Here is a 20,200-nt window from a genome sequence, read left to right as displayed (position 1 = left end):
GGAGATGACCGATGGGCTTCCTTACCCCCATGTACGAGTTGGGTCAGTACTTGAACTGGACGCGCTCGGGAGAGATCCAACTCCCTGACTTCCAGCGCGGCTACAAGTGGGACGATGAACGGATCCGACAGCTTCTCATCACCGTACTTCGCGGGCATCCGCTCGGGGCGGTGATGTTGCTCAAGACCGGGAACGCCCAGGTCAGATTCAAGCCACGACCCATCGAGGGCGTCGACCTCGCCGCCGACACCGAGGCCAAGTACCTGCTCCTGGATGGACAGCAACGGCTCACCTCACTGACCCAGGCGATGAGCGGCGACGGAGTCGTCAACACCAAGGATGCGCGAGGCAAATTGTTCGACCGGCGCTACCTGGTGCATATGGAGACCGCATTGACCGACGAGAGCCGGGTGGACGAGGCCATCATCTCGATTCCTGCAGACGGGATGATCCGGTCGAACTTCGGCAAAGACGTCGAGTTGGACCTGAGCGATCCCGAGAAGGAACGTGCACTGGGCTACTTCCCGCTGCACCTGCTCTACGGGGACTACATGAGCTGGATCCTCGATCTTGATGATCGCGTCCTCGGTAAGAAGTTCCACGACATCTTCATCAAGCCAGCGGTGACATACGACATTCCGGCGATCGTCCTGGACGAGAGCACCGACAAAGCGGCGGTGGCCACGGTCTTCGAGAAGGTGAATACGGGTGGTCTGCCGTTGAATGTCTTCGAGTTGCTCACTGCGGTCTTCGCCGGCGACGCCGACTACTACGCGGGCAGCGGCGCCGACTTCCGGCTCAACGATGACTGGCATGGTATTCAGTCCGGATGGGCTTCGCATCCCGTCCTGGCCGCGGTGGAGAACACCGACTTCCTGCAGGCGGTGGCGATGCTCACCACGCGCGAACGAAACCTCGCGGACACCTCCGGACGGCCGCCGGCGGTCTCGGCCAAACGCGAGGACGTGCTCAAACTCGAGCTTGCGGACTATCTCCGGTGGCGCGACCCGCTTCGAGAGGCATTCGTCTGGGCTGCCAAGTTCATGGCGGATCGGTACATCTTCACCGCGCGTGACGTTCCTTACCCGAAGCAGTTGGTGCCACTCGCCGCAATCAAGGTCGTGCTGGGCAAGGATGCTGACCTGATTGCGGTCAGCGATCGGCTTGTGCGCTGGTATTGGAGCGGTGTTCTCGGCGAACTGTACGGCTCCGCGATTGAGACCCGCTTCGTCCGCGACCTGGAGACAGTTCCGGCTTGGGCGCTGAGCGAGTCGAATCCCCTACCGCGCACCATTCAGGACGCCAGTTTCACTGAGTCGAGGCTGCACTCTCTTCGCACTCGTAACGCCGCCGCCTACAAGGGGATTGCCGCGTTGATCCTCGCCGGGGGTGCCCGCGACTGGATGGAAGACAAGGCCCTCGACAAGGTGCAGCACAGTGACTTGGCGGTCGACATTCACCACGTCTTTCCGCAGAAGTGGTGCAAGGATCACGAGATTGACGACGAGCGTCGCGAGAGCATCGTCAACAAGACCGCGATCAGTGCCCGAACGAACCGCACCATCGGCGGGGCGGCGCCTTCCAGCTACTTGAACCTCATCGAGAGCCGAGCGCAGATCGACGATCACCGTCTGGACGAGTTGGTCGCCACCCACCGCATTCCCTCAGCGCTGCTGCGTAGCGACGACTTCGACGGCTACTTCCGCTCTCGGCGCGAGTCGCTGTGCCTGTTGGTCGAAGATGCCATCGGGAAACCGGTGCAGCGCGATATCGACCAAGGCTTCGCAGAGGAGGACTCCTCACACTTCGAGCAGGAGGGTCTGATGGAGGACCCGCTCACCGAGGTGGCCTGACGTGGCGCTCAGCAATCGTGACCGGATCGACCGGATGTTCACCGTCCTGGCCCCCGCACTGGACGATTTCATCGCGTCCGTGATCGGGCAGGGCGACAAGGCGCTCGGCGCGGTGTGGGCGAGCCTGGTCGAGAAACGCGACAACCAGAAACAGATCTACGGCAAGTCCTACGACCCGCTCGACCCACAGCTGCAGTTCAGGATGCTCACCGAGGGCGCCATCACAAGCACCTTCAAGCCAGGTTGGTATCCGTTCAACAAGGCGATCGGACGGGCTGGCGAGACCTATGCCAGCGAGTTGCGCGAGATCCGCAACACCTGGGCGCACAACGGCACCTTCACCGATGACGATGCCTATCGCGCCCTGGACACCGGCGAGCGGCTGCTCAAGCTGATCGGGGCGTCCGACGAAGCCGATCAGGTGCGTACCGTGCGGCTCAACCTGCGCCGGGTGACCGCCGATAAGGACGACAAGCGGGTGCTCAAGGCCGCGGTCGACTCCCCGGACAGCGCGGGTCTGCGGCCTTGGCGCGAGGTCCTTCCGCCGCACCACGACGTCGCGACCGGCAACTTCCACGCCTCCGAGTTCGCCGCAGACCTGTACAAGGTGGCCACCGGTGGCGAGGTCGACAACGACTACGCCGACCCCGTCGACTTCTTCCGGCGCACCTACCTGACCGAGGGCCTCCAGGATCTGATCGGACGCGCCGTCCGGCGGTTGGCCGGCGACGAGAACGCTTCGCCGGTGATCAACCTGCAGACCAACTTCGGTGGCGGCAAGACCCACTCGATGCTCGCGCTGTGGCATGTCGCCGCCGGCCTTCCCGTCGGCGAGTTCCCGCAGGACACCCAGGAGTTGTTGACCGCCAACGGCTACACCGGTGAGCCGGTCAATCGGGTGGCGATCGTCGGCAACCACCTCAGCCCTTCCGGCTCGACCAAGCCGGACGGCAGCCGCGTCAACACCATCTGGGGCGAACTGGCCTGGCAACTCGGCGGTGCTGACGCCTACGATCTCGTCGCGCAGTCCGACCGCGACCGCACCCACCCCGGCGACGCGCTGCACGACCTGCTGACGCTGTACTCACCGGCGGTGATCCTGATCGACGAATGGGTGGCCTACGCCCGCTCACTGGTCGGGCGGGACGACTTGGCTGGCGGCACCTTCGATGACCAGTTCACCTTCGCCCAGTCGCTCACCGAGGCGGTCAAGGGCACCCCCGGCGTGCTGCTGGCGATCTCGATTCCGGCGTCCGAGGTCGGCGACACCGCCAAGGAGGCCGCCGGCAACGCCGAGGAGGTCGGCGGCGCGAACGGGTTGGAGGCGCTGCGTCGGCTGCAGAACGTCGTCCGCCGGGTCGCCGACCAGTGGCGTCCGGCGTCCTCGGTCGAGGCCTACCACATCGTCAAACGCCGCCTCTTCACCGAACCGGACGCCGCCGCACTGGCGGCCATCGGTGCCACCGCGCGGGCCTTCGTCGATCTGTACCGCAAGTACTCCGACGACTTCCCGCGGGAGTCGCGGGACGCGTCCTACGAGGAGCGGATCAAGCGCACCTATCCGATCCATCCGCAGCTGTTCGACACCCTCTATGAGGAATGGTCGTCGCTGGACCGCTTCCAGCGCACCCGCGGCGTGCTGCGCCTGATGAGCACCGTGATCCATGCGTTGTGGACCGGTGAGGACGCCGGCCCGCTGATCATGCCCGGCTCGATTCCGCTGGCCACCGCGAACGTGAACACCGAACTCACCCAGTACCTGCAGGACTCCTGGAAGCCGATCATCGACGCCGACGTCGACGGGCCGACCTCCGAACCGGCCCGAATCGACTCCGACAAGCCGCTTTTCGGCCAGCGGTCGCTGACCAAGCGGCTCGCTCGGGCAGTGTTCTTCGGTGCCGCACCGACCATCGCTCCGGGCTCGGTGCACAAGGGCATCGAGACCAAACGGGTGTTCCTGGGAACCGCCACGCCCGGGGACGTCCCCGGCAACTTCCACTCGGCGCTCACCCAGCTCAGCGACCGGGCCACCTACTTCTACTCAGGCTCCGGCAAGTACTGGTACGACGTGCAACCCAACATCACCCGCACGGTGAAGGACCAGGCCGAACGGCTGCACGTCGAAGACGTCTGGGCCGAGATCGCGTCCCGGCTGAAGGGCCAGGCACGCACCAGGGGCGACTTCGCCGGCGTCCATGTCTGTCCCGAATCGCACGCGGACATTCCGGATGTCGCCGAGGCACGGTTGGTCATCCTGCACCCGAAGGTCGCCCACAAACGGGGGACCGATTCGACCGCCAAGGAGTTTGCGCGGACCGCGACCGAACGGCGGGGCAGCGCCAACCGGACCCATCGCAACATGCTCGTCTACCTGGCCGCTGATGTCGCCCGGCTGGAGGAACTCGAGGCCGCCGTCCGCGACTACCTGGGCTGGAAGCACGTCCTCGAAAACGACGCCGAACTCGATCTCACCCAGAACCAGCGCAACCAGGCCACGCAACGCCGCGCCCAGGCTGATCAGACGGCGACCGCGCGGCTGCTGCAGACGTTCACCTGGGCGTTGCTGCCCGAGGAGCCCGACCCGGGGACGTCCTTCGTCATCGGTGAGGTGAAGGTGGAGGGCCAGTCGGAGTCGCTGGCCGAACGGGTGTCACGCCGGATGCACAACGACGGGACGCTCGCCGTCCAGCAGGCGGCGCGGGCCGTCCGGCACACCCTTGACCGGGTTCCGCAGATCTGGAAGGACGGCCACGTCGCGCTCGGCACGCTATGGGAGCTCTACACCCAGTACCCGTACATGCCGCGGCTGCGCGATCGCCGGGTGCTCGACGAGGGCATCGTCGACCAGCCGATGCTGTGGCAGTTGGACGCCTTCGGGCTCGCCGCCGGCTACGACTCGGACGCCGACCGATATCAGGAGCTGTGGACGCCCGACGACCGGGCCTCGCCGCCGCTGCCACTCGACACCCTGCTGCTGGTCCGCCCGGAGCGGGCCGCCCGCCAACTGGAGGCCGAGCGTCCTGCGACGATCAGCGGATCGGACGCCCAAACCACGGACGGCGATGCGGTGATCCCCGGACGCGCCGCACCCAGTCGTCCGGACTTCATGTATCCGGCCCCCAAGACTCGCTTCTACGGCGTCAAGACCCTAGCCAGCGAGCGAATGGCGATGGACTTTCGGAGCATCGCCGACGAGGTGATCGCGCATCTGCGCAACGATCCGGCCGCGCGTCTGGTCGTCCGCTTGGAGATCGAGGCGGTCGACGAGACCGGCTTCGATGAGCAGCAGATCCGCACCGTCTCCGAGAACACCCGGACGCTCAAATTCGAGCAATCCGGATTCGAGGAGACCTGAGGTGTCGCATTCGCCGGTCCTCGTTCGTTGACAAGATAGGACGGCAACCAGGCCGGCCACGAACCAGGAGGATTCCTCATGACCGAGTACCTGTTGTCGGTGTGGATGGATAGCGACTTCGACCCCGCCACGGTCTCCGAGCAGGACACCCAGCGGATGTACGCCCAGGTGGACGTCTTCAACGCCAAGCTCCAGGCCGAGGGCAAGTGGGTCTTCGCTGGCGGGCTGACGGATTCGTCCTCGGCGACCGTGGTCAGCCCCGCCGGCGACCTCACCGACGGCCCGTTCTCCGAAGCCAAGGAGCAGCTGGGCGGCTTCTGGGTGGTCAAGGCAGCCGATCTCGACGAGGCGCTCGCACTGGCCCGCGAGGGTGCCAAGGCGTGCGAGGGCAAGGTCGAGGTGCGCGCCTTCCAGGGGATGTAGCCGGATGGACGCCGCCGGGCTGCACGAGCGGATCGACCGCCTCGTCCGCGATGAGTTCGGACGCGTCGTCGCAGCCCTGGCGCGCCGGTTCGGCAGTCTCGACATCGCCGAGGAAGCGACTCAGGAGGCTCTGGTGAGCGCCATGGAACACTGGCCGGCCGACGGCATCCCACCCAATCCGGGTGGCTGGCTGACCACCACCGCCGTCCGCAAGGCAATCGACACGCTGCGTCGCGAGCAGCAGCGCGGTGGGAAGCAGCAGGCCGCGCAGGCGATGCTGTCGCCGACCGCCCGGGTGATCGCCGGCAGCGTCGAGCCGGCTATCGACGATCTGGGTTTCGACGAGCGGAACGACGACGGCCCGGTCCGCGACGACCGGCTGCGGCTGATCTTCGCCTGCTGTCACCCGGCGCTGGCCGAGCCGTCCCGGGTGGCGCTGACCCTGCGGCTGCTCGGCGGACTGACCGTGGCCGAGATCGCGGCGGCCTTCCTGGTGCCCGAACGCACCATGGCCCAGCGGATCACCCGCGCGAAGGCGAAGATCGCCCAGGCCCGGATCCCGTTCCGCGTCCCGCAGGAAGCCGACCTGGCCGAGCGGCTCGGCGGCGTCCTGGCGGTCCTCTACCTCGGTTACAACGAGGCCTATCTGCCGCACGGATCCGACCAGCGGATCGACCTGGCCGCAGAGGTGGTCCGGCTCAGCAGGCAACTGGTGGAGTTGCTGCCGGACGAACCGGAGCCGCGCGGACTGCTCGCGCTGATGCTGCTCAGCGAGGCGCGGTGTCCATCCCGCTTCGCCGCCGACGGCACCCTGGTCAGGCTCGATGAACAGGATCGGACGCGGTGGGACGACGCGCTGATCGCCGAAGGGCATGGGCTGGTCCGCGGCTGCCTGGAGCAGAATCGCCCCGGGCCGTACCAGTTCCTGGCCGCCATCAACGCCGTGCACACCGACGCCGCGAACGCCGCCGACACCGACTGGCGACAGATCGTCGCCCTCTACGACCAGCTGCTGACAACGCTGGATACGCCGATCGTCCGGCTCAACCGGGCGGTCGCGGTCGCTGAGCTCGCCGGGCCGCTGCCCGCCCTGACCATCGTGGACGGCCTCGCCGACCGGCTGGACGGCTATCACGCCTTCCACGCGACCCGGGCCGATCTACTGCGCCGGCTCGGACGGACGACTCCGGCGGCGCGGGAGTACGACCGGGCGATGGAGACCGCGGAACATCCCGGCGAGCGGGTCTACCTGCGGCGGATGCGCGAGTCGCTGCGTCCGGGCGGCTGATCACCGCCTCAGCCGCGCACCTCAATGGTGCTGATTCCGCCCTGGTAGTAGCTTCCCGACTCGGGAGGCAGCGAGGTCAGGTACACCAGCAGGAACCGGGTCTTCACCGGCGCACCGGGCTTCATCACCGCGGTTCCCTTGGCCTTATCGATGCTGGCCACGATCTTCCAGTCGGCCTGCGACCGCATCGGGGCGGTGGTCACCTCGGCGTCGTTGGGGACGCGGAGCTCGACCGACGTGCCGTCGCCGATCACCGCGACATTGACCTGGCTGACACTGCGCACGCTGCCCAGGTCGATCACCAGCCCGACGCCCGGCTTGAGCTTGCCGAGTCGGGCGTCGCCTCGGTAGCGCTCGGTCAGCCAGACGGTCTCGGGGTCGGCGTCCACCGCACGTGCTGCCAGCCGGGTGTTCTCTGTATTGCTGCCACCGTCGGCGCTGGGGTCGAAGTCGGTCGCCGAGACGATCGGCAGCACCGGGGCCGCACTCGGGCTGGCCGACGCCGCAGGCGTTCGGCGCGCGTTCAGCTGGCCGACCGCGACCCAGACCAGCGAGCCCGCCAGCAACAGGCCGAACAGTCCGATCATCAGCGCCATCCAGCGGCGCCGCGGGCGCCCCATCCCACCCCGCTGCGGGGACGGCATGATCAGCTGCTGCTGAGCCGGGGACGAGGGCCGCGAGGGCGGCGGGATCGGGGTGAACGGCTCGGTCGCGGGGCTGTCGTCCTTGAGCCCGGGGAACTGCCAGGGCGCGGTGGCCTCTCCGCTGTCGTCCTCGTCGCCGCCCCACCCGTCCCGCTCGCCGGTGGAACGCATGGGGGTCTCGGCGGCCGGCGCCGGGACGGGTGCGGTGAACACCGAACGGCCGGAGGTGCGGATCTGCTCGACCGGCAGCCTCAGCCGGCGTTCCAGATCGGGAGCGGCGCTGGCCTGGCCGAGGACTGCCGTGAGCTGCTGGGCGACCGCTCGCGCCGTGTTGATCGTGGTCTGCCGGTTGCGGGGAACGGGGTTCAGGATCCGGTCGCACAGGGTGTCCAGCATCCGTGGGACGCCGGCCTTCACCTGGGCGGGGGTGAGCGTGCGCTGGCCCTCGGTCGGGGCAGCGCGCAGGCCGTAGCGGTCGCCGTCCGGCCAGCGGGTGACCAGGCAGGCGTACAGCAGTGCGCCCAGTGCCCGGACGTCGGCGGCCTCCTCGCGCGGCTCCCGCGGTTCGGGGTCCAGTGCGGCCTCCACCAGGAGTCCGACGATCCGGACGTTGCCGGCGGCGGTGATCACCACCGTGTCGGGGTTGATCCGCTCGTGATAGAGCCCGCGGCTGTGCAGTGCGGCCAGCGCCTGGGCCAGTTCCTTGACCACCCAGGCCGCCTCGACCGGTGACAGCGGACCGCCGGCGAGGACCTGCTCGATCGAGCTTCCCGCGGCGTACTCGTAGACGATGTAGTGCTCGCCCTCGTCGAACACGCCTGCGTCGAGCACCCTCAGGAATGCTGCGTCGGGGGCGCCCGAGGCGCGCTTGGCCACGCCGATCAGCTCGGGCCCGCGGTCATCGTCGGCGGGCAGCAGGTGCATCAGCACCGGACGCGACAGGCGCTGGTCGAACGCCCGCCAGGTCAGCGCGTTGCCGCGCCGGGCCAGCACCTCGTCCAGCCGGTAGCGCTCGCCGAGCACCTGGCCGACCTCGACATCGGCCACCGCGTCGTCGGTGGGCACGTCCATGGCCGGAGCATGACCGTCGGCAGGGTCGGGATAGTGCAGCAGCGGCTGCTCCGGCGTGCTGGCGACCGCGATGAACTGGCCCGCACCGTCGGGATCGTCGTTGACCTGTTCCGGATCGGGTTCAGGCTCCGGATCGTCGGCCGACGCCGGCGTGTCGTCGGACACCGGACCGATCTCTTCGCCCACCTCGTCTGGCTGGCCGGTGACCACCGGATGCGGCTTGCGGCGGCGGCGCAGCACGCCCAGCACCTGGGTGGCCTCGCCGATGCCGAGCCGTTTCGCGATGAAGAAGAAGGCCAGGAGGGCCACGATCGCTGCCAGTCCGAGGCCGACCAGGGTCAGCAGGGCCGACTCGAACGGGGTGAAGTACCAGGTGACCAGCCAGGCCAGCGCGCCGCCGGGGATGGCCGCGCCGAAGAGCTTGGCGAGGTGCCGCAGCAGGTCGCCGCCGTCCATGCTGGTCAGTCGCTTGCGCAGCGACCGATGCGACAGCCACACCCCCAGCAGGTAGGCCAGGCTGTAGGCCAGCGCCAGCCGGGGCGCGACCGTGTGGACGTCGTGCCAGGCCAGCACCAATGCGATCGCCAGCGCCGCGTTCACCCCGGAGATGACCAGTTGCAGCAGGAACGGCGTCCGGGTGTCCTCGAGTGCGTAGAACCCGCGCAGGTACAGGTACTGGATGGTGTACGGAACCAGGCCGACCGCGAACGCCATCAGCGTCCAGGCGACGAAGTGGTAGTCGCCGGCGCCCTGGCCCAGGCCGAAGGCGACCCGGGCGATCGGCTGAGCCAGCACGATCAGCCCGACTGCCGCCGGCACCAGGAAGGTGACCGCCAGCCGGGTCGCTCGCCGGACCTCGTCGGCGACCCCGATCAGGTCTTTCACCGCCGCCAGCCGGGACGCCTGGGGCAGCATCGCGGTCGCCAGCGACACCGTCAGCAGCGAGTGCGGCAACACCCAGATCAGGTAGGCCTGGTTGTAGGCGTTGCTGCCGGCCCCGGAGCCGCCGACCACCGCCGACGTGGCCAGCCGGGTCACCACGACCTGGGCGACCAGGGTCAGCGCAACATAACCCATCATCCACTTGGCAAGGTGGAACGTATGCCCGAGACCGGTGCCTTTGAGGTCCCAGCGAGGGCGGTAGTGGAAGCCGGTGCGGCGGTAGAAGGGGATCAGGATCAGCGTCTGGGCGATGATCCCGAGCGTGGAACCGCCACCCAGCAGCCAGGCCTGCTCGGTGCTGAACGGTGCCGAGGTGTCGGCGCCGTGACCCCAGACCACGGCGTACAGGCCCAGCACGCCGATCTGCACCACGTTGTTCGCGATCGGCGCCCACATCATCGGGCCGAAAGAGTCCCGGGCGTTGAGCACCTGCCCGATCAGGAAGAAGGCGCCGTAGAAGAACAGCTGCGGCATGGTCAGGTAGGTGATGAAGACCAGCGATTCCCAGTGCGGCAGCGCCTGCCAGCGCGGGTCCGTCCACAGCGTCAGCAGCCACGGCACGGCCGCCACCATCAGCACCGTGATCGCGGCCAGCGCGGCCAGGAAAGCGGTCATGATCCGGTTGATGTAGGTCTGGCCGCCGTCGGCGTCGTTCTTGATCGCCCGGACGATCTGTGGCACCAGCACGGTGTTCAGCGCACCGCCGGCGAACAGCATGTAGAGGGTGTTCGGAATCAGCGTGGCCAGGCCGAACATCTCGGCCTGGCGGGCTCCGTTGCCGAGCGCGAACGCCAGCAGCACGGCGCGTCCGAACCCCAGGATGCGCGACACCATCGTGCCCGATGCCATCACCGCCGTAGCGGTCAGCAGCCGTCGTCCGGAAGCCGCCGGGGCCTCTCCTCCGGACGCCGCCGCCGGGGCTTCGCGGCCCTCGTCGCTCAAAGCTCCTCCTCGCGTTGCTTGCGGCGCACCTGACGGATGCGCAGCACGGTCGTCGCCACCAGCACGACGCCGGAGACCACGACAATGATCCACCCGATCATGCCGAGGTCGGTGACCTCGACCGCGATCCGGGTAGCGTGCCCGACCGATTGACCAGACGTCGTCCGTAGCCCGGCGGTCACGTTGACCAGCCCGTTCGAGCTGGCCTCGGGCCGGACGTTGATGGTCTGGCTCTGGCCGGCGTCCACGGTGATCGGTGCGGTGTCGGCGATGCTGATCCGCTGTGGGTTGTCCGAGGCGAAGACCACCCGGACGGTGATCGGCTCGGGCAGCCGGTTGATCACGGTGACCGGAAACTCGTTGGTGCGCGACGACATCAGCACCCGCGGGCTGGCCGACAGGCTCACCTTCTCGGCGACCGCGGCCGCGCTGACGGTGCCGGTGACGGCATTCGTCCAGGCGGCGGCCCGGGTGGAGCCGATCCAGCTGGCCGACACGCTCCGGCTCAGGGTGGCCGATGCGTCGGCGCCCACCGCCGAGGCCGGCACCAGGTCGCGGTAGGCGGTGAAGTCGCGGGCCAGCGTGGAGAATTGCCGGAACCGGGACGCCGGGAGCGTCGTCGTCCTGGCGGGCAGGGTGAGTCCGGCCACGGTGCCGTCCGGACCGTCGGCGAGCAGGTCGTCGAGCCCGGTGCGCACCAGCCAGCGGGGGGAGATGCCGGCTTCGGCCGCCGCCTGGTCGTGGGTGGCGATCAGCCGCGCCACTCCGCCGCCGATGACCGCCTCCGCGTACTGGCGTTGGAGTCTCTGGACGGGGCCGTCCTCGATGCCCGGACCGGCGGCGCTCGGGGACGGTGCGAGCCGCAGCAGGATCGAGCCGGACCCTCCGGCGGTGAGAGCCGGGCCGCGTCCGGCGGTGGTGACGGCGATCGCGTCGGCGTCCGCGCTGCGCAGCCAGGCGGGGCTGGCCGCTCCGATCACGCCGTCATAGGGCAGCACGATCAGCGGCAGGCTGGTGAGCTCGGGCACGGTCGCCGCCGCAGCGATGGACCGCTTCAGCACGTCCGGCGCCTTGTTCTTCTCGGCACCGAAGACATCGGGCATGGCGAACAGGGTCCGGCCGCCGCGATCGTGGGGCAGGGCGCGGAAGCGCTGCAGCCAGGCCTGCGCGGCCTGTTGCCCGGTGCCCGGCACGATGTTCTTGCCGTCGATGACGCTGTAGCCGTCCGCCATGTCGGCGACCTCGTCGATCAGCGCGGGATCGACCAGCCAGGACATGCCGGGCCGCTCGGCGAGGCCGATCAGGGTGTCCAGCCGGGTGCTGAGTTCGTCACGCAGGCTCTCGTCGGCGAAGACGTCCGGGCGGACCTTGCTCGGCGGCGCGCTGAGCAGCACGATCGAGGTGAGCGGCAGCCGCTTGGCGGGCACAGTGACATAGAAGGTGCGAGTCCGGGCCAGGGTCTGGAAATTGCTGGAGGCGTCCGCGGTGCCGCGCACGTCCACGCCGAAGGGGTACACGCTGCCGGCACTGGTGAAGCCCAGGTCACTCAGCCGTCCGCGCACCGTGAACTCGGCGGTGGCGCCCGGGGCGAACGCCTGATCGGTCGCGGTGACCGAGAAGTAATGGTCAGTGCTGCGGTTGAGCAGCGCTCCCCACGGCTGGTTCTCGCCGTCGAGCACCGAGCGGAAGACGGCCGGATCGCGGATCGGGTCGCGGGATCGCCACAGCATCACCCGGACGCCGAACGCCGCCTGGGCGCCGACGTTGAGCACCCGCCCGCGCAGCACCGCGGTGGCCTTCGATCCCGACCCGGTGGTGCGCAGGCTGGTGAGTTCCACCTTCAGCTCGGGTGCGGACGCCTGCGCGGCGGGCGCCGGGCCGATCAGGACCGCGGCGACGGTGATCATCCAGGCCAGCACGAGCGCGAGCTTGGCCGTGGTGCTGCGGATCACCGTCCCATCGTAGGGTGCTTGCCCGGCCGGGCCGGGGAGCGACGGCGCCGGAGGCAGCCCCGGTAGAGTGTCTCGACGTGCCCGAGCTGACCTCCACCCAGCGCAGCGCCCTGGAACAGGTGCGCGCGTCGTCGCCGACGGTGCTGCGGATGGCGGAACTGTTCGCCGGGGCCGGGCACGAGCTCTACCTGGTCGGCGGACCGGTCCGGGACGCGTTGCTGGGCCGGGCCGGCAACGATCTCGACTTCACCACCTCCGCGCGGCCGGACCAGATCGAACGGCTGCTGCGGCAGCTGTCGAGCGCGATCTGGGACATGGGACGCGAGTTCGGCACCATCGGCTGCGCGGTCACCGAGCCGGACGGCCGCAAGCTGCTGATCGAGGTGACCACCTTCCGCTCGGACGCCTACAGCTCCGATTCGCGTAAGCCGGCGGTGGTGTTCGGCGATCATCTCGGCGGCGATCTGCTGCGTCGCGACTTCACCGCCAACGCGATGGCACTGGACATGACCAGCGGCGAACTGCTGGATCCCTTCGGCGGCCTGGACGATCTGCAGCACGCGGTGCTGACCACGCCGTCCACCCCGGAGCTGTCGTTCAGCGACGACCCGCTGCGAATGCTGCGAGCCGCCCGGTTCGCTGCCCAGCTGGGGTTCCGGCCGGCGCCCGAGGTGGTGGCGGCGATGACCGCGATGGCCGAGCGGATCGCCATCGTGTCGGCCGAACGCATCCGGGACGAGCTGATCAAGACGATCATGGCGCCCGATCCGCGAGTCGGGCTGAACCTGCTGGTGGTGACCGGCCTGGCCGCCCAGGTGTTGCCGGAGTTGCCGGCGCTGCGGATGGAACGCGACGAGCACAACCGGCACAAGGACGTCTACGAGCACACCCTGACCGTGCTCGACCAGACCATCGACCTGGAGCGGCGACTGGGCGGACCCGACCTGATCGCCCGGCTGGCGGCCCTGCTGCACGACATCGGAAAGCCGCGGACGCGGCGGTTCGAGCCGGGCGGCAAGGTGTCCTTTCATCACCACGACGTGGTCGGCGCCAAGATGGCCACCAAGCGGATGCAGGCGCTGCGGTTCCCCACCGACCAGATCAAGGCGGTGGCCAAGCTGGTCGAGCTGCATCTGCGCTTCCACGGCTATGCGGACGCCGACTGGACCGATTCGGCCGTCCGCCGCTACGTCCGGGACGCCGGCGACCAGCTGGACCGGCTGCACGTGCTGACCCGTTCGGACTGCACCACCCGCAACGCCCGCAAGGCGGCCCGGCTGCGGACCGCCTACGAGCAGCTGGAGTGGCGGATCGACGAGCTGGCCAAGCAGGAGGAGCTGGACTCGCTGCGTCCCGACCTGGACGGCACCCAGATCATGGCCATCCTCGGCATCCCGCCCGGTCGGGCGGTCGGTGAGGCGTACAAATTCCTGCTGGAGAAGCGGATCGACGACGGTCCGCTGGGCGAGGCGGCGGCGACCGATGCGCTCCGGACCTGGTGGGCCGAGCGGAACTGAGGTTTGCTCAGGCCGGTGCGTCCGCGGTGGCGGCCAGGTGTGCGTGCACCAGCGGAATCACCGCTGCCCCCTCGCCGCTGGCCGAGGCCACCCGCTTCATCGAGCCGCAGCGGATGTCGCCGGCGGCGAAGATGCCGGGCACAGTGGTGGTGAACGGCTCCGGGGGACGTCCGCCCAGCCACGACTGCCACGGGGTGTCAGCACCGGTGAGCACGAAGCCGTGCGGGTCCATGGCGATGTCGCGGGGCAGCCAGTGGCAGGTCGGGGCGGCGCCGAGCAGCAGGTAGAGGCCGGCGGCGTCCACCCGTTCGGTGCCGCCGCTGGTCAGGTCACGCAGTTCGAGCCAGGCCAGGTGTCCGTCGTCACCGCCGCCGCCGACCACCGCGGTGCATGGCCGCACGGTGATCCGCGGATTCCCCTCGAGTTCGGCGATCAGGTACTGCGACATGGTCTCGGTGAGGCTGGGCCGGCGGATCAGCATGGTCACCGACTCGGCGAACCGGGCCAGGTGTACCGCCGCCTGGCCGGCGCTGTTGCCGCCACCCACCACGAACACCGGTTGGTGCTTCACGTCCCGGGCGGTGGTCGCCGCGGTGCCGTAGTTGACGCCGCGTCCGACCAGCTCCTCGATGGCGGGGACGCCGAGGCGGCGGTACTCGACGCCGGTGGCGATCAGCACGGTGCGCGCGCCGACCTGGGTGTCGCCCAGCAGCACCCGGTGCGGCTCGCCGGTGCCGACCGACAGCCCGGTCACCTCGCGTCCGATCAGGAAACGGGCACCGAAGCGCAGCGCCTGCGAGCGGGCCCGCTGGGTCAGCCGCATCCCCGAAATGCCGCGTGGGAAGCCCAGATAGTTGCGGATCATCGAGCTGGTGCCGGCCTGGCCGCCGATCGGCCCGGAGTCGAGGACGAGGGTGCTGAGCCCCTCGCTGGAGGCGTACACGGCGGCGCCCAGACCGGCCGGGCCGGAGCCGACCACCACCAGGTCGAACGGTTCGCCGGTGCCGAGTTCGGCAGGTTCGCTGTACATGAAGCTGCCCAGTTCGGCGTTGCTCGGACGCGACAGCACCACCTCGAGCTGCGGCGAGTGCACCAGCGGCAGCTCGGCGTCCGGACCGGCCAACGCGAGCACGTCGCGTCCGGCCTCGGAGTCGGAGCGGTGCACGGTCAGCGGCATGCCCATCTGGTTGAGGAAGTCGCGGATGCGGGACAGGTCGGCGCTCGGCGCGTCGGCCACGATCCGGGTGCCGTCGATCTCGGAGGTGTTGACCGTCGAGCCCCAGTCGCTGAGCAGGTCGCTGACGGCGGAGTGGAACTCCTCGTCGCGCGGACCCTGCGGCAGCATCAGGAACGCGTCGATCGAGCCGTTGGCGATGCTGTCGCGCATGGCCGTGGTCGACCCTCGGAACCGGTCGGCGGGAATCAGCACCAGCCGGCGCGCGGTCGGCACGAAGCGCCGGATCTTGGCGAACACGTGGGTCGCCTTCTCGCCGTCGGTGAAGTACTCGCAGGCGACCAGGGCGATCGGACGCCGGTCGTCGCCCAGGCCCTGCAGCACCTCGACCACCTCGGGCATGGACGCCGGCGCGACGATCTCGTAATCGGCGTCGTAGCGCTTGGTCAGTTCGGCCACCATCGGGGCGCGGTGCTCATGCCCGATCACGACGATGGCCGGCTTCGGACGCGGTGCTGGCATGCCGGAAGTGTGCCACCACCAGCTCGACTCGGATTAGTGTCCATCCGACGAGCAGCGCCTCCCACTAATCGTCGCTATGACGCGATACCGTTCCTCGGTGCGAAACTCCCAGTGGAGCCCAGGTTCGACGGCGCTGCTGCCGGCGGTCGCGGTCGATCTGGTGGTCTTCACTCTGATCGAGGGACGGCTTCAGGTCCGGCTGGCCACCCGCGATGAGGAGCCGTTTGCCGGCGTCCTGGCGCTTCCCGGCGGTTTCGTCCGCAGTGACGAGAACCTGGACGAAGCGGCCGCCCGCGAGTTCGTCGAGGAGACCGGCCTGGCCCGGCTGCGCACCCACCTGGAGCAGCTGCGCAGCTACGGCGACGTGGCCCGCGACCCCCGCGGCCGGGCGTTCTCGGTGGCCTACCTGGTACTGGCGCCGGGCGTCCCCGACCCGGTGCCGGGCACCGAGCCGGCCCGGTCGCGGTGGCTGCCGATCGAGGCGGCCCTGGCGTCCCGGCTGGCGTTCGACCACGCCGCGATCCTGCGCGACGGGCTCGACCGGGTTCGGGGCAAGCTCGAGTACAGCTCGCTGGCCACCGCGTTCTGTCCCGCCGAGTTCACCGTCGCCGAGCTGCGCGTGGTCTACGAGGCGGTCTGGGGACGTCCGCTCGATCCGCGCAACTTCCACCGCAAGATCACCGGCACACCAGGGCTGCTGGTCGAGACCGGACGCGCCCGGCGGGAGGGGCCGGGACGTCCGGCCACGCTGTACCGGGCCGGCCTGGTCAACACGCTGAATCCGCCGCTGACCCGGGACTAGTTCGTCGGCTCGTCCGGGTAGTTATCCACAGATTTCCTGAGACACCTAGGCGTCGTCAGTTCACGCACTTAGTCTCGTCGGACGCATTACACCAGCACGAGGTACCCGACGATGACCGACACGAGCGTTTCCCCGGCCACCGCCAGCATCAGGCCACGGCGCAATCTGCGCTGGATCCTGATCGGGATCCTCGCCATCTGCCTGGGCGGCCTCGGGTCGGCCGTGCTGTACACCAGCGTGGCCGGTGCGACCTCGGTGTTGAAGGTCAACCGGACGATCTATCGCGGTGAACTGATCGGCGCCGCCGATCTGGGTCCGGTCAGCCTGGGCAGCCATCTGGGTGTCGACACGGTGCCTGCCGACCGGGCCGCCGAACTGGTTGGGAAGTCCGCGCTGACCGACCTGTCGAACGGTTCGCTGGTCACGCCGGCGTCCATCGGCGAGCCGGAACTGCAGCGGGGCTTCTCCCGGCTCGGTCTGAAACTGAACCCGGGCCAGGTGCCGATCTCGACGTTGCCGGCCGGGACGCCGGTGGTACTGGTGCCGCTCACCACCGTCAATGACGGCAAAGAGGCCGGCGGGGCGATCCCGGCCACGGTCGCGGTGGCCCCGGCGTCCCTGGTCGACGGCAGCACCTCGCTGGAGGTGACGGTCGCGGATTCGGTCAGCGACCAGGTCGCCCGGCTGGCTGCGGCCGGCCGGCTGGTCGTGGTGAAGCGAGCGCTCTGATGGCCACCGTCGTGCTGACCTCGGCCGGCAACGCGCCGGGGGTCACCACGACCGCGCTGGGTTTGGCGCTGGCCTGGCCCCGGCCGGTGCTGCTGGTCGACGCCGACCGCAACCCGACCCAAGCCGTCCTGGCTGGCTACCTGCGCGGCGAACATCCTGGTCACAGCGGTTTGGCGCGGCTGCTGCAGGCCAGCCGCGAGGGGCGTCCGATGGCGGCGGCGCTCGCTGGCGAGACCGTCGAACTGCCAGCCCTGGTGGCCGGCAACCGGGCCGGATTCGTGCCGGGCTTCCCGCACCCGGGCGTCGTCGGCCTGTTCGCGTCCGCCTGGCCCGAGCTGATGTCGACGCTGGCCGCGTGGGACGGCGACGTGCTGATCGATGCGGGCCGGATCGGGGTGGACGGCCTGCCACTATCGCTGACCCATGGTGCCGATCTGGTCCTCGCGGTGACCCGGACGTCGCTGGTCGCGCTCGCCGGCCTGCGGCTCTACCTGCCCGGACTGGCCGAGGCCTCCGATCGGACGGCGCTGCTGCTGGTCGGCAGCGGGATGCCCTACGGCCGAGCCGAGGTGCAGGAGCAGTTCGCCACCACGGTGGCAGCTGAGGTGGCGCACGCACCGGCCCAGGCCGCGGTGCTCAGCGACGGCACCGGAGTTCCGCGGCGATTCGCCGAATCGGGGTATTTCCGCAGCCTGCGGACGGCGTCCGCCTCGATCGCGGGACGGCTCGACGCGACCCGTGAGCTGATCGGGGCGCGCCGATGACCAAGCTGACCTCCATCCCGCTCTGGCAGGATCTGCCGTTCGAGACGGCGGTCCCGGCCGACCGGCTGCCGAGCCGGCGTCCGCTCGACGACAACGGGACCGACTGGAAGAGCAGCAGGCCGGTGCCGGCCCGTTCGGACGCCGTGACCATCGACTGGAGCGTGGTGGTGATGCTGCGCCGTAAGGCGTCCGAGCTGATCACCACCGCTCTCGCGACTTATACCGAGACCCACGGTGGCGCGATGCCGGAGGTCGACCGGCGGTTGCTCGGCCGTTCCCTGGTGCGCCAGGTCGTCCGCGATCATGCCGAGGACCTGTCCAGCAACGGCCGGGCGCTGTGGTCGATGACGCTCGAGCACGCCTATGCCGAGGGGGTCGAGAACGCGATCTTCGGTTATGGACGGCTGCAGCCGCTGTTCGAGATTCCCGAAGCCGAGAACATCGAGATCCACGGCTACGACTCGGTGATTATCTGCAAGTCCTGGTATCAGTACTTGAGTTGCCGCTATGGCGTTGAAGGAACGAGAGGGACGAAGTCTTCCTGAGTGCTCTGGGCCCCCGTCACCGCGGTGTGGTTGTGCCAGGAAGACGCAGCTGTGTCCTGACAGCTTGCTCGAGAGCGGCTAGTCGCGCGGCCTTGAGCCGTTGATGTTCTTCGCGCTCGCGCAGTTCAGCGTCGATGACCCTGTGAACGTCGGCTAGCACGCGCGCAATTTCTGGCGGAGGCAGGGCAGGTTTAATGCGCACTTTGTTGAAGTCGATCCCGGCAGCATTGCATTCCGATACTTGAGGGTAGCCGTCGATTAGCTGACGTAGGCCCCAGAGTCCGTCGGCCAGGGTGCCGATGAGGGATGACACGGTCACTACGACCCAGGGCTCAGCGTCCCCTTCGAGCACTTCAAGGGTGATGTCAGTAACCCAGGGGGGTAGTTCGCCTGCTTGAAGGCCTCGCCGCAGGGCTTGATTCTCTGCCCCGAGGTCCGCGCCACTTTGGGCCGGTGGTAGTAGGGGGGCCGGTAGTTCGGGTAGAGAGGAGTCAAGGAGTGCCTGCTGCAGCATGGCCGCTCCGTGGGCAGCAGCCTCCGGGGTGCTGGGCCTGATGTACCACTCGACGGTTCCGTCGTGGTGCACGGTCCAGTGAATGCCGTCCTCGTCGGGGAGTCTCTTGGAGAGCCTTTCTGACCATTCGTCGTAGGCATCGTGAGGTGGCACTCCACGAAGCTGGACCCGGACGCTTGAGCCCTCTGCATGATCCTCAACGATCGAGAGTTCGTCACTGATCGAAGGGATCTCGCCAGGCTGACCAATGAGACGTTTCCTGACTTGTGCTCGCTGGACGCGGCTCACGGGCCATTCGGCGATGGCCATCTCAAGAGAAGTCAGCCACGCAAACGTATAGCTGAGGGCGCGTTCGGCTTCATCGGCGTCGACGGTAGCGGGAAGTGAGTCGAGCACGTCGCGGACCCAGCGAGCCTCGGCTGGATGAGTTGCGAAGACCCACTCTTCCGTCCTCAGATGGGCCTCAACGCGACGCAGCAGGTCACGCGTCGCCTTGTCGCGATATGGCAGGGACATTTCAATCGGTTGGGAGTACCGCCTCCAACGCTTCTCGGCGCTGGCAAGCAGTCGGCGGATGATGCCTAGAGCCAGGTCGATGCCGGATCCTCCCTCGGCAAGGCGGTTCTCCGCTTCTTGAAACTGGGATCGCCATTGCGTGTCCTGGATGGCCTGGGAGAGAACGATGCTCTTAACGTCCACCGAGAAGTGGGCGTCGATAAGGGTCACGACGTAGGTCTCCGCGGACCGGCAAAGGGTGCTCAGGAGGGGAGGGTCTGGCGGGATTCCCTCGTGCTGAGCGGCGTTTCTTACTCGACGTAGCTGCTTGACATCTGGAAGGACGGCTGTTGGTCTCCATGCCGATCCCAGATCCTGCGTCAGCTTGCTGATGGTATCTTCGAGCTTGCCTTGCGGCGAGAGGGGGAGCCCTCGAGCTATTGCGATGAGACTGCTCGAACGTTCGACCACTGCATCGATCGCGACGGCTGCTTGAGCGCGCCGGTACTTTCCGGCGGATCGCACCGCTCGAACGGCTTCCTCAAGCTGAATGCGTATCTCCACCAGTTGCTCGACCGCGCGTGGCGTTAGGGGCGCGGTATATGCCCCTGACTTTTCCCGACCCGAGTTGCCAGTTGGAGCATCTGATTCGAGGTGCGAGGTCATTG

General features: G+C 68.7%; 13 protein-coding genes. 9 read left to right on the top strand and 4 right to left on the bottom strand.

All coding sequences use genetic code 11. The features are described from left to right. The first annotated feature begins 11 nt into the window (after positions 1–11). The 4 genes from QM711_RS18730 (at position 12) to QM711_RS18715 (ending at position 6,919) form a co-directional block, all read left to right on the top strand. Positions 12–1,853, top strand: a complete 1,842-nt coding sequence (locus QM711_RS18730; RefSeq protein WP_415102144.1) for a DUF262 domain-containing protein — start codon at positions 12–14, stop codon at positions 1,851–1,853. Position 1,854: 1 nt separating this feature from the next. Then, complete coding sequence (locus QM711_RS18725) at positions 1,855–5,208, top strand: Swt1 family HEPN domain-containing protein (RefSeq protein ID WP_415102142.1); 3,354 nt, start codon at positions 1,855–1,857, stop codon at positions 5,206–5,208. A 78-nt stretch (positions 5,209–5,286) separates the two neighbouring features. Further along, positions 5,287–5,631 carry a YciI family protein gene (locus QM711_RS18720; RefSeq protein WP_415102140.1) on the top strand — a complete coding sequence of 115 codons (345 nt, stop codon included), beginning with the start codon at positions 5,287–5,289 and terminating at the stop codon, positions 5,629–5,631. A gap of 4 nt (positions 5,632–5,635) precedes the next feature. Next, positions 5,636–6,919, top strand: coding sequence for an RNA polymerase sigma factor (locus QM711_RS18715; RefSeq protein ID WP_415102138.1), 1,284 nt, complete (start codon positions 5,636–5,638; stop codon positions 6,917–6,919). Between the two features lie 8 nt (positions 6,920–6,927). Here QM711_RS18715 and murJ read toward each other — a convergent pair whose 3' ends face one another. Both murJ and QM711_RS18705 read right to left on the bottom strand, forming a co-directional pair. Further along, the gene (gene murJ / locus QM711_RS18710) at positions 6,928–10,518 is read right to left on the bottom strand and encodes a murein biosynthesis integral membrane protein MurJ (protein ID WP_415102136.1); all 3,591 of its coding nucleotides are present in this window, start codon (positions 10,516–10,518) and stop codon (positions 6,928–6,930) included. Next, a complete protein-coding gene (locus tag QM711_RS18705; RefSeq protein ID WP_415102134.1) occupies positions 10,515–12,470 on the bottom strand; it encodes a DUF6049 family protein in 1,956 nt (651 codons plus the stop codon). The genes murJ and QM711_RS18705 overlap by 4 nt, the downstream gene beginning before the upstream one ends. An 86-nt stretch (positions 12,471–12,556) precedes the next feature. Here QM711_RS18705 and QM711_RS18700 point away from each other — a divergent pair, with 86 nt between their 5' ends. After that, complete coding sequence (locus QM711_RS18700) at positions 12,557–13,987, top strand: CCA tRNA nucleotidyltransferase (protein WP_415102317.1); 1,431 nt, start codon at positions 12,557–12,559, stop codon at positions 13,985–13,987. Between the two features lie 7 nt (positions 13,988–13,994). Here QM711_RS18700 and QM711_RS18695 read toward each other — a convergent pair whose 3' ends face one another. Further along, a complete protein-coding gene (locus QM711_RS18695) occupies positions 13,995–15,683 on the bottom strand; it encodes an FAD-dependent oxidoreductase (protein ID WP_415102132.1) in 1,689 nt (562 codons plus the stop codon). A gap of 97 nt (positions 15,684–15,780) precedes the next feature. Between QM711_RS18695 and QM711_RS18690 the strand changes: the two genes are divergently transcribed. The 4 genes from QM711_RS18690 to QM711_RS18675 all read left to right on the top strand — a co-directional run bounded on the left by QM711_RS18690 (position 15,781) and on the right by QM711_RS18675 (position 18,523). Next, complete coding sequence (locus QM711_RS18690) at positions 15,781–16,485, top strand: NUDIX hydrolase (RefSeq protein ID WP_415102130.1); 705 nt, start codon at positions 15,781–15,783, stop codon at positions 16,483–16,485. A gap of 111 nt (positions 16,486–16,596) precedes the next feature. Continuing rightward, complete coding sequence (locus QM711_RS18685) at positions 16,597–17,214, top strand: SAF domain-containing protein (protein ID WP_415102128.1); 618 nt, start codon at positions 16,597–16,599, stop codon at positions 17,212–17,214. Beyond that, positions 17,214–17,978 (top strand): hypothetical protein, encoded by a 765-nt coding sequence (locus QM711_RS18680; RefSeq protein WP_415102126.1) that lies wholly within the window; start codon positions 17,214–17,216, stop codon positions 17,976–17,978. Before QM711_RS18685 ends, QM711_RS18680 begins: the two co-directional genes overlap by 1 nt. After that, positions 17,975–18,523 carry a hypothetical protein gene (locus QM711_RS18675; RefSeq protein ID WP_415102124.1) on the top strand — a complete coding sequence of 183 codons (549 nt, stop codon included), beginning with the start codon at positions 17,975–17,977 and terminating at the stop codon, positions 18,521–18,523. The genes QM711_RS18680 and QM711_RS18675 overlap by 4 nt, the downstream gene beginning before the upstream one ends. A gap of 16 nt (positions 18,524–18,539) precedes the next feature. Here QM711_RS18675 and QM711_RS18670 read toward each other — a convergent pair whose 3' ends face one another. Continuing rightward, positions 18,540–20,198, bottom strand: a complete 1,659-nt coding sequence (locus tag QM711_RS18670; protein WP_415102122.1) for a hypothetical protein — start codon at positions 20,196–20,198, stop codon at positions 18,540–18,542. Positions 20,199–20,200 lie beyond the last annotated feature (2 nt).

This window comes from Micropruina sp., from assembly GCF_047602385.1.
In the GTDB taxonomy this organism is placed as follows: Bacteria; Actinomycetota; Actinomycetes; order Propionibacteriales; family Propionibacteriaceae; genus Micropruina.
Note: the sequence above shows the minus strand (reverse complement) of the source record. Positions and strands in the feature narration are given on the sequence as shown.

Bases quoted from the DNA above. Each gene is read 5' to 3' on its own strand.
- QM711_RS18730 (WP_415102144.1), top strand. From the start codon at position 12: ATGGGCTTCCTTACCCCCATGTACGAGTTGGGTCAGTACTTGAACTGG.
- QM711_RS18720 (WP_415102140.1), top strand. From the start codon at position 5,287: ATGACCGAGTACCTGTTGTCGGTGTGGATGGATAGCGACTTCGACCCC.
- QM711_RS18715 (WP_415102138.1), top strand. From the start codon at position 5,636: ATGGACGCCGCCGGGCTGCACGAGCGGATCGACCGCCTCGTCCGCGAT.
- QM711_RS18695 (WP_415102132.1), bottom strand. From the start codon at position 15,683: ATGCCAGCACCGCGTCCGAAGCCGGCCATCGTCGTGATCGGGCATGAG.
- QM711_RS18685 (WP_415102128.1), top strand. From the start codon at position 16,597: ATGACCGACACGAGCGTTTCCCCGGCCACCGCCAGCATCAGGCCACGG.
- QM711_RS18680 (WP_415102126.1), top strand. From the start codon at position 17,214: ATGGCCACCGTCGTGCTGACCTCGGCCGGCAACGCGCCGGGGGTCACC.
- QM711_RS18675 (WP_415102124.1), top strand. From the start codon at position 17,975: ATGACCAAGCTGACCTCCATCCCGCTCTGGCAGGATCTGCCGTTCGAG.
- QM711_RS18670 (WP_415102122.1), bottom strand. From the start codon at position 20,198: ATGACCTCGCACCTCGAATCAGATGCTCCAACTGGCAACTCGGGTCGG.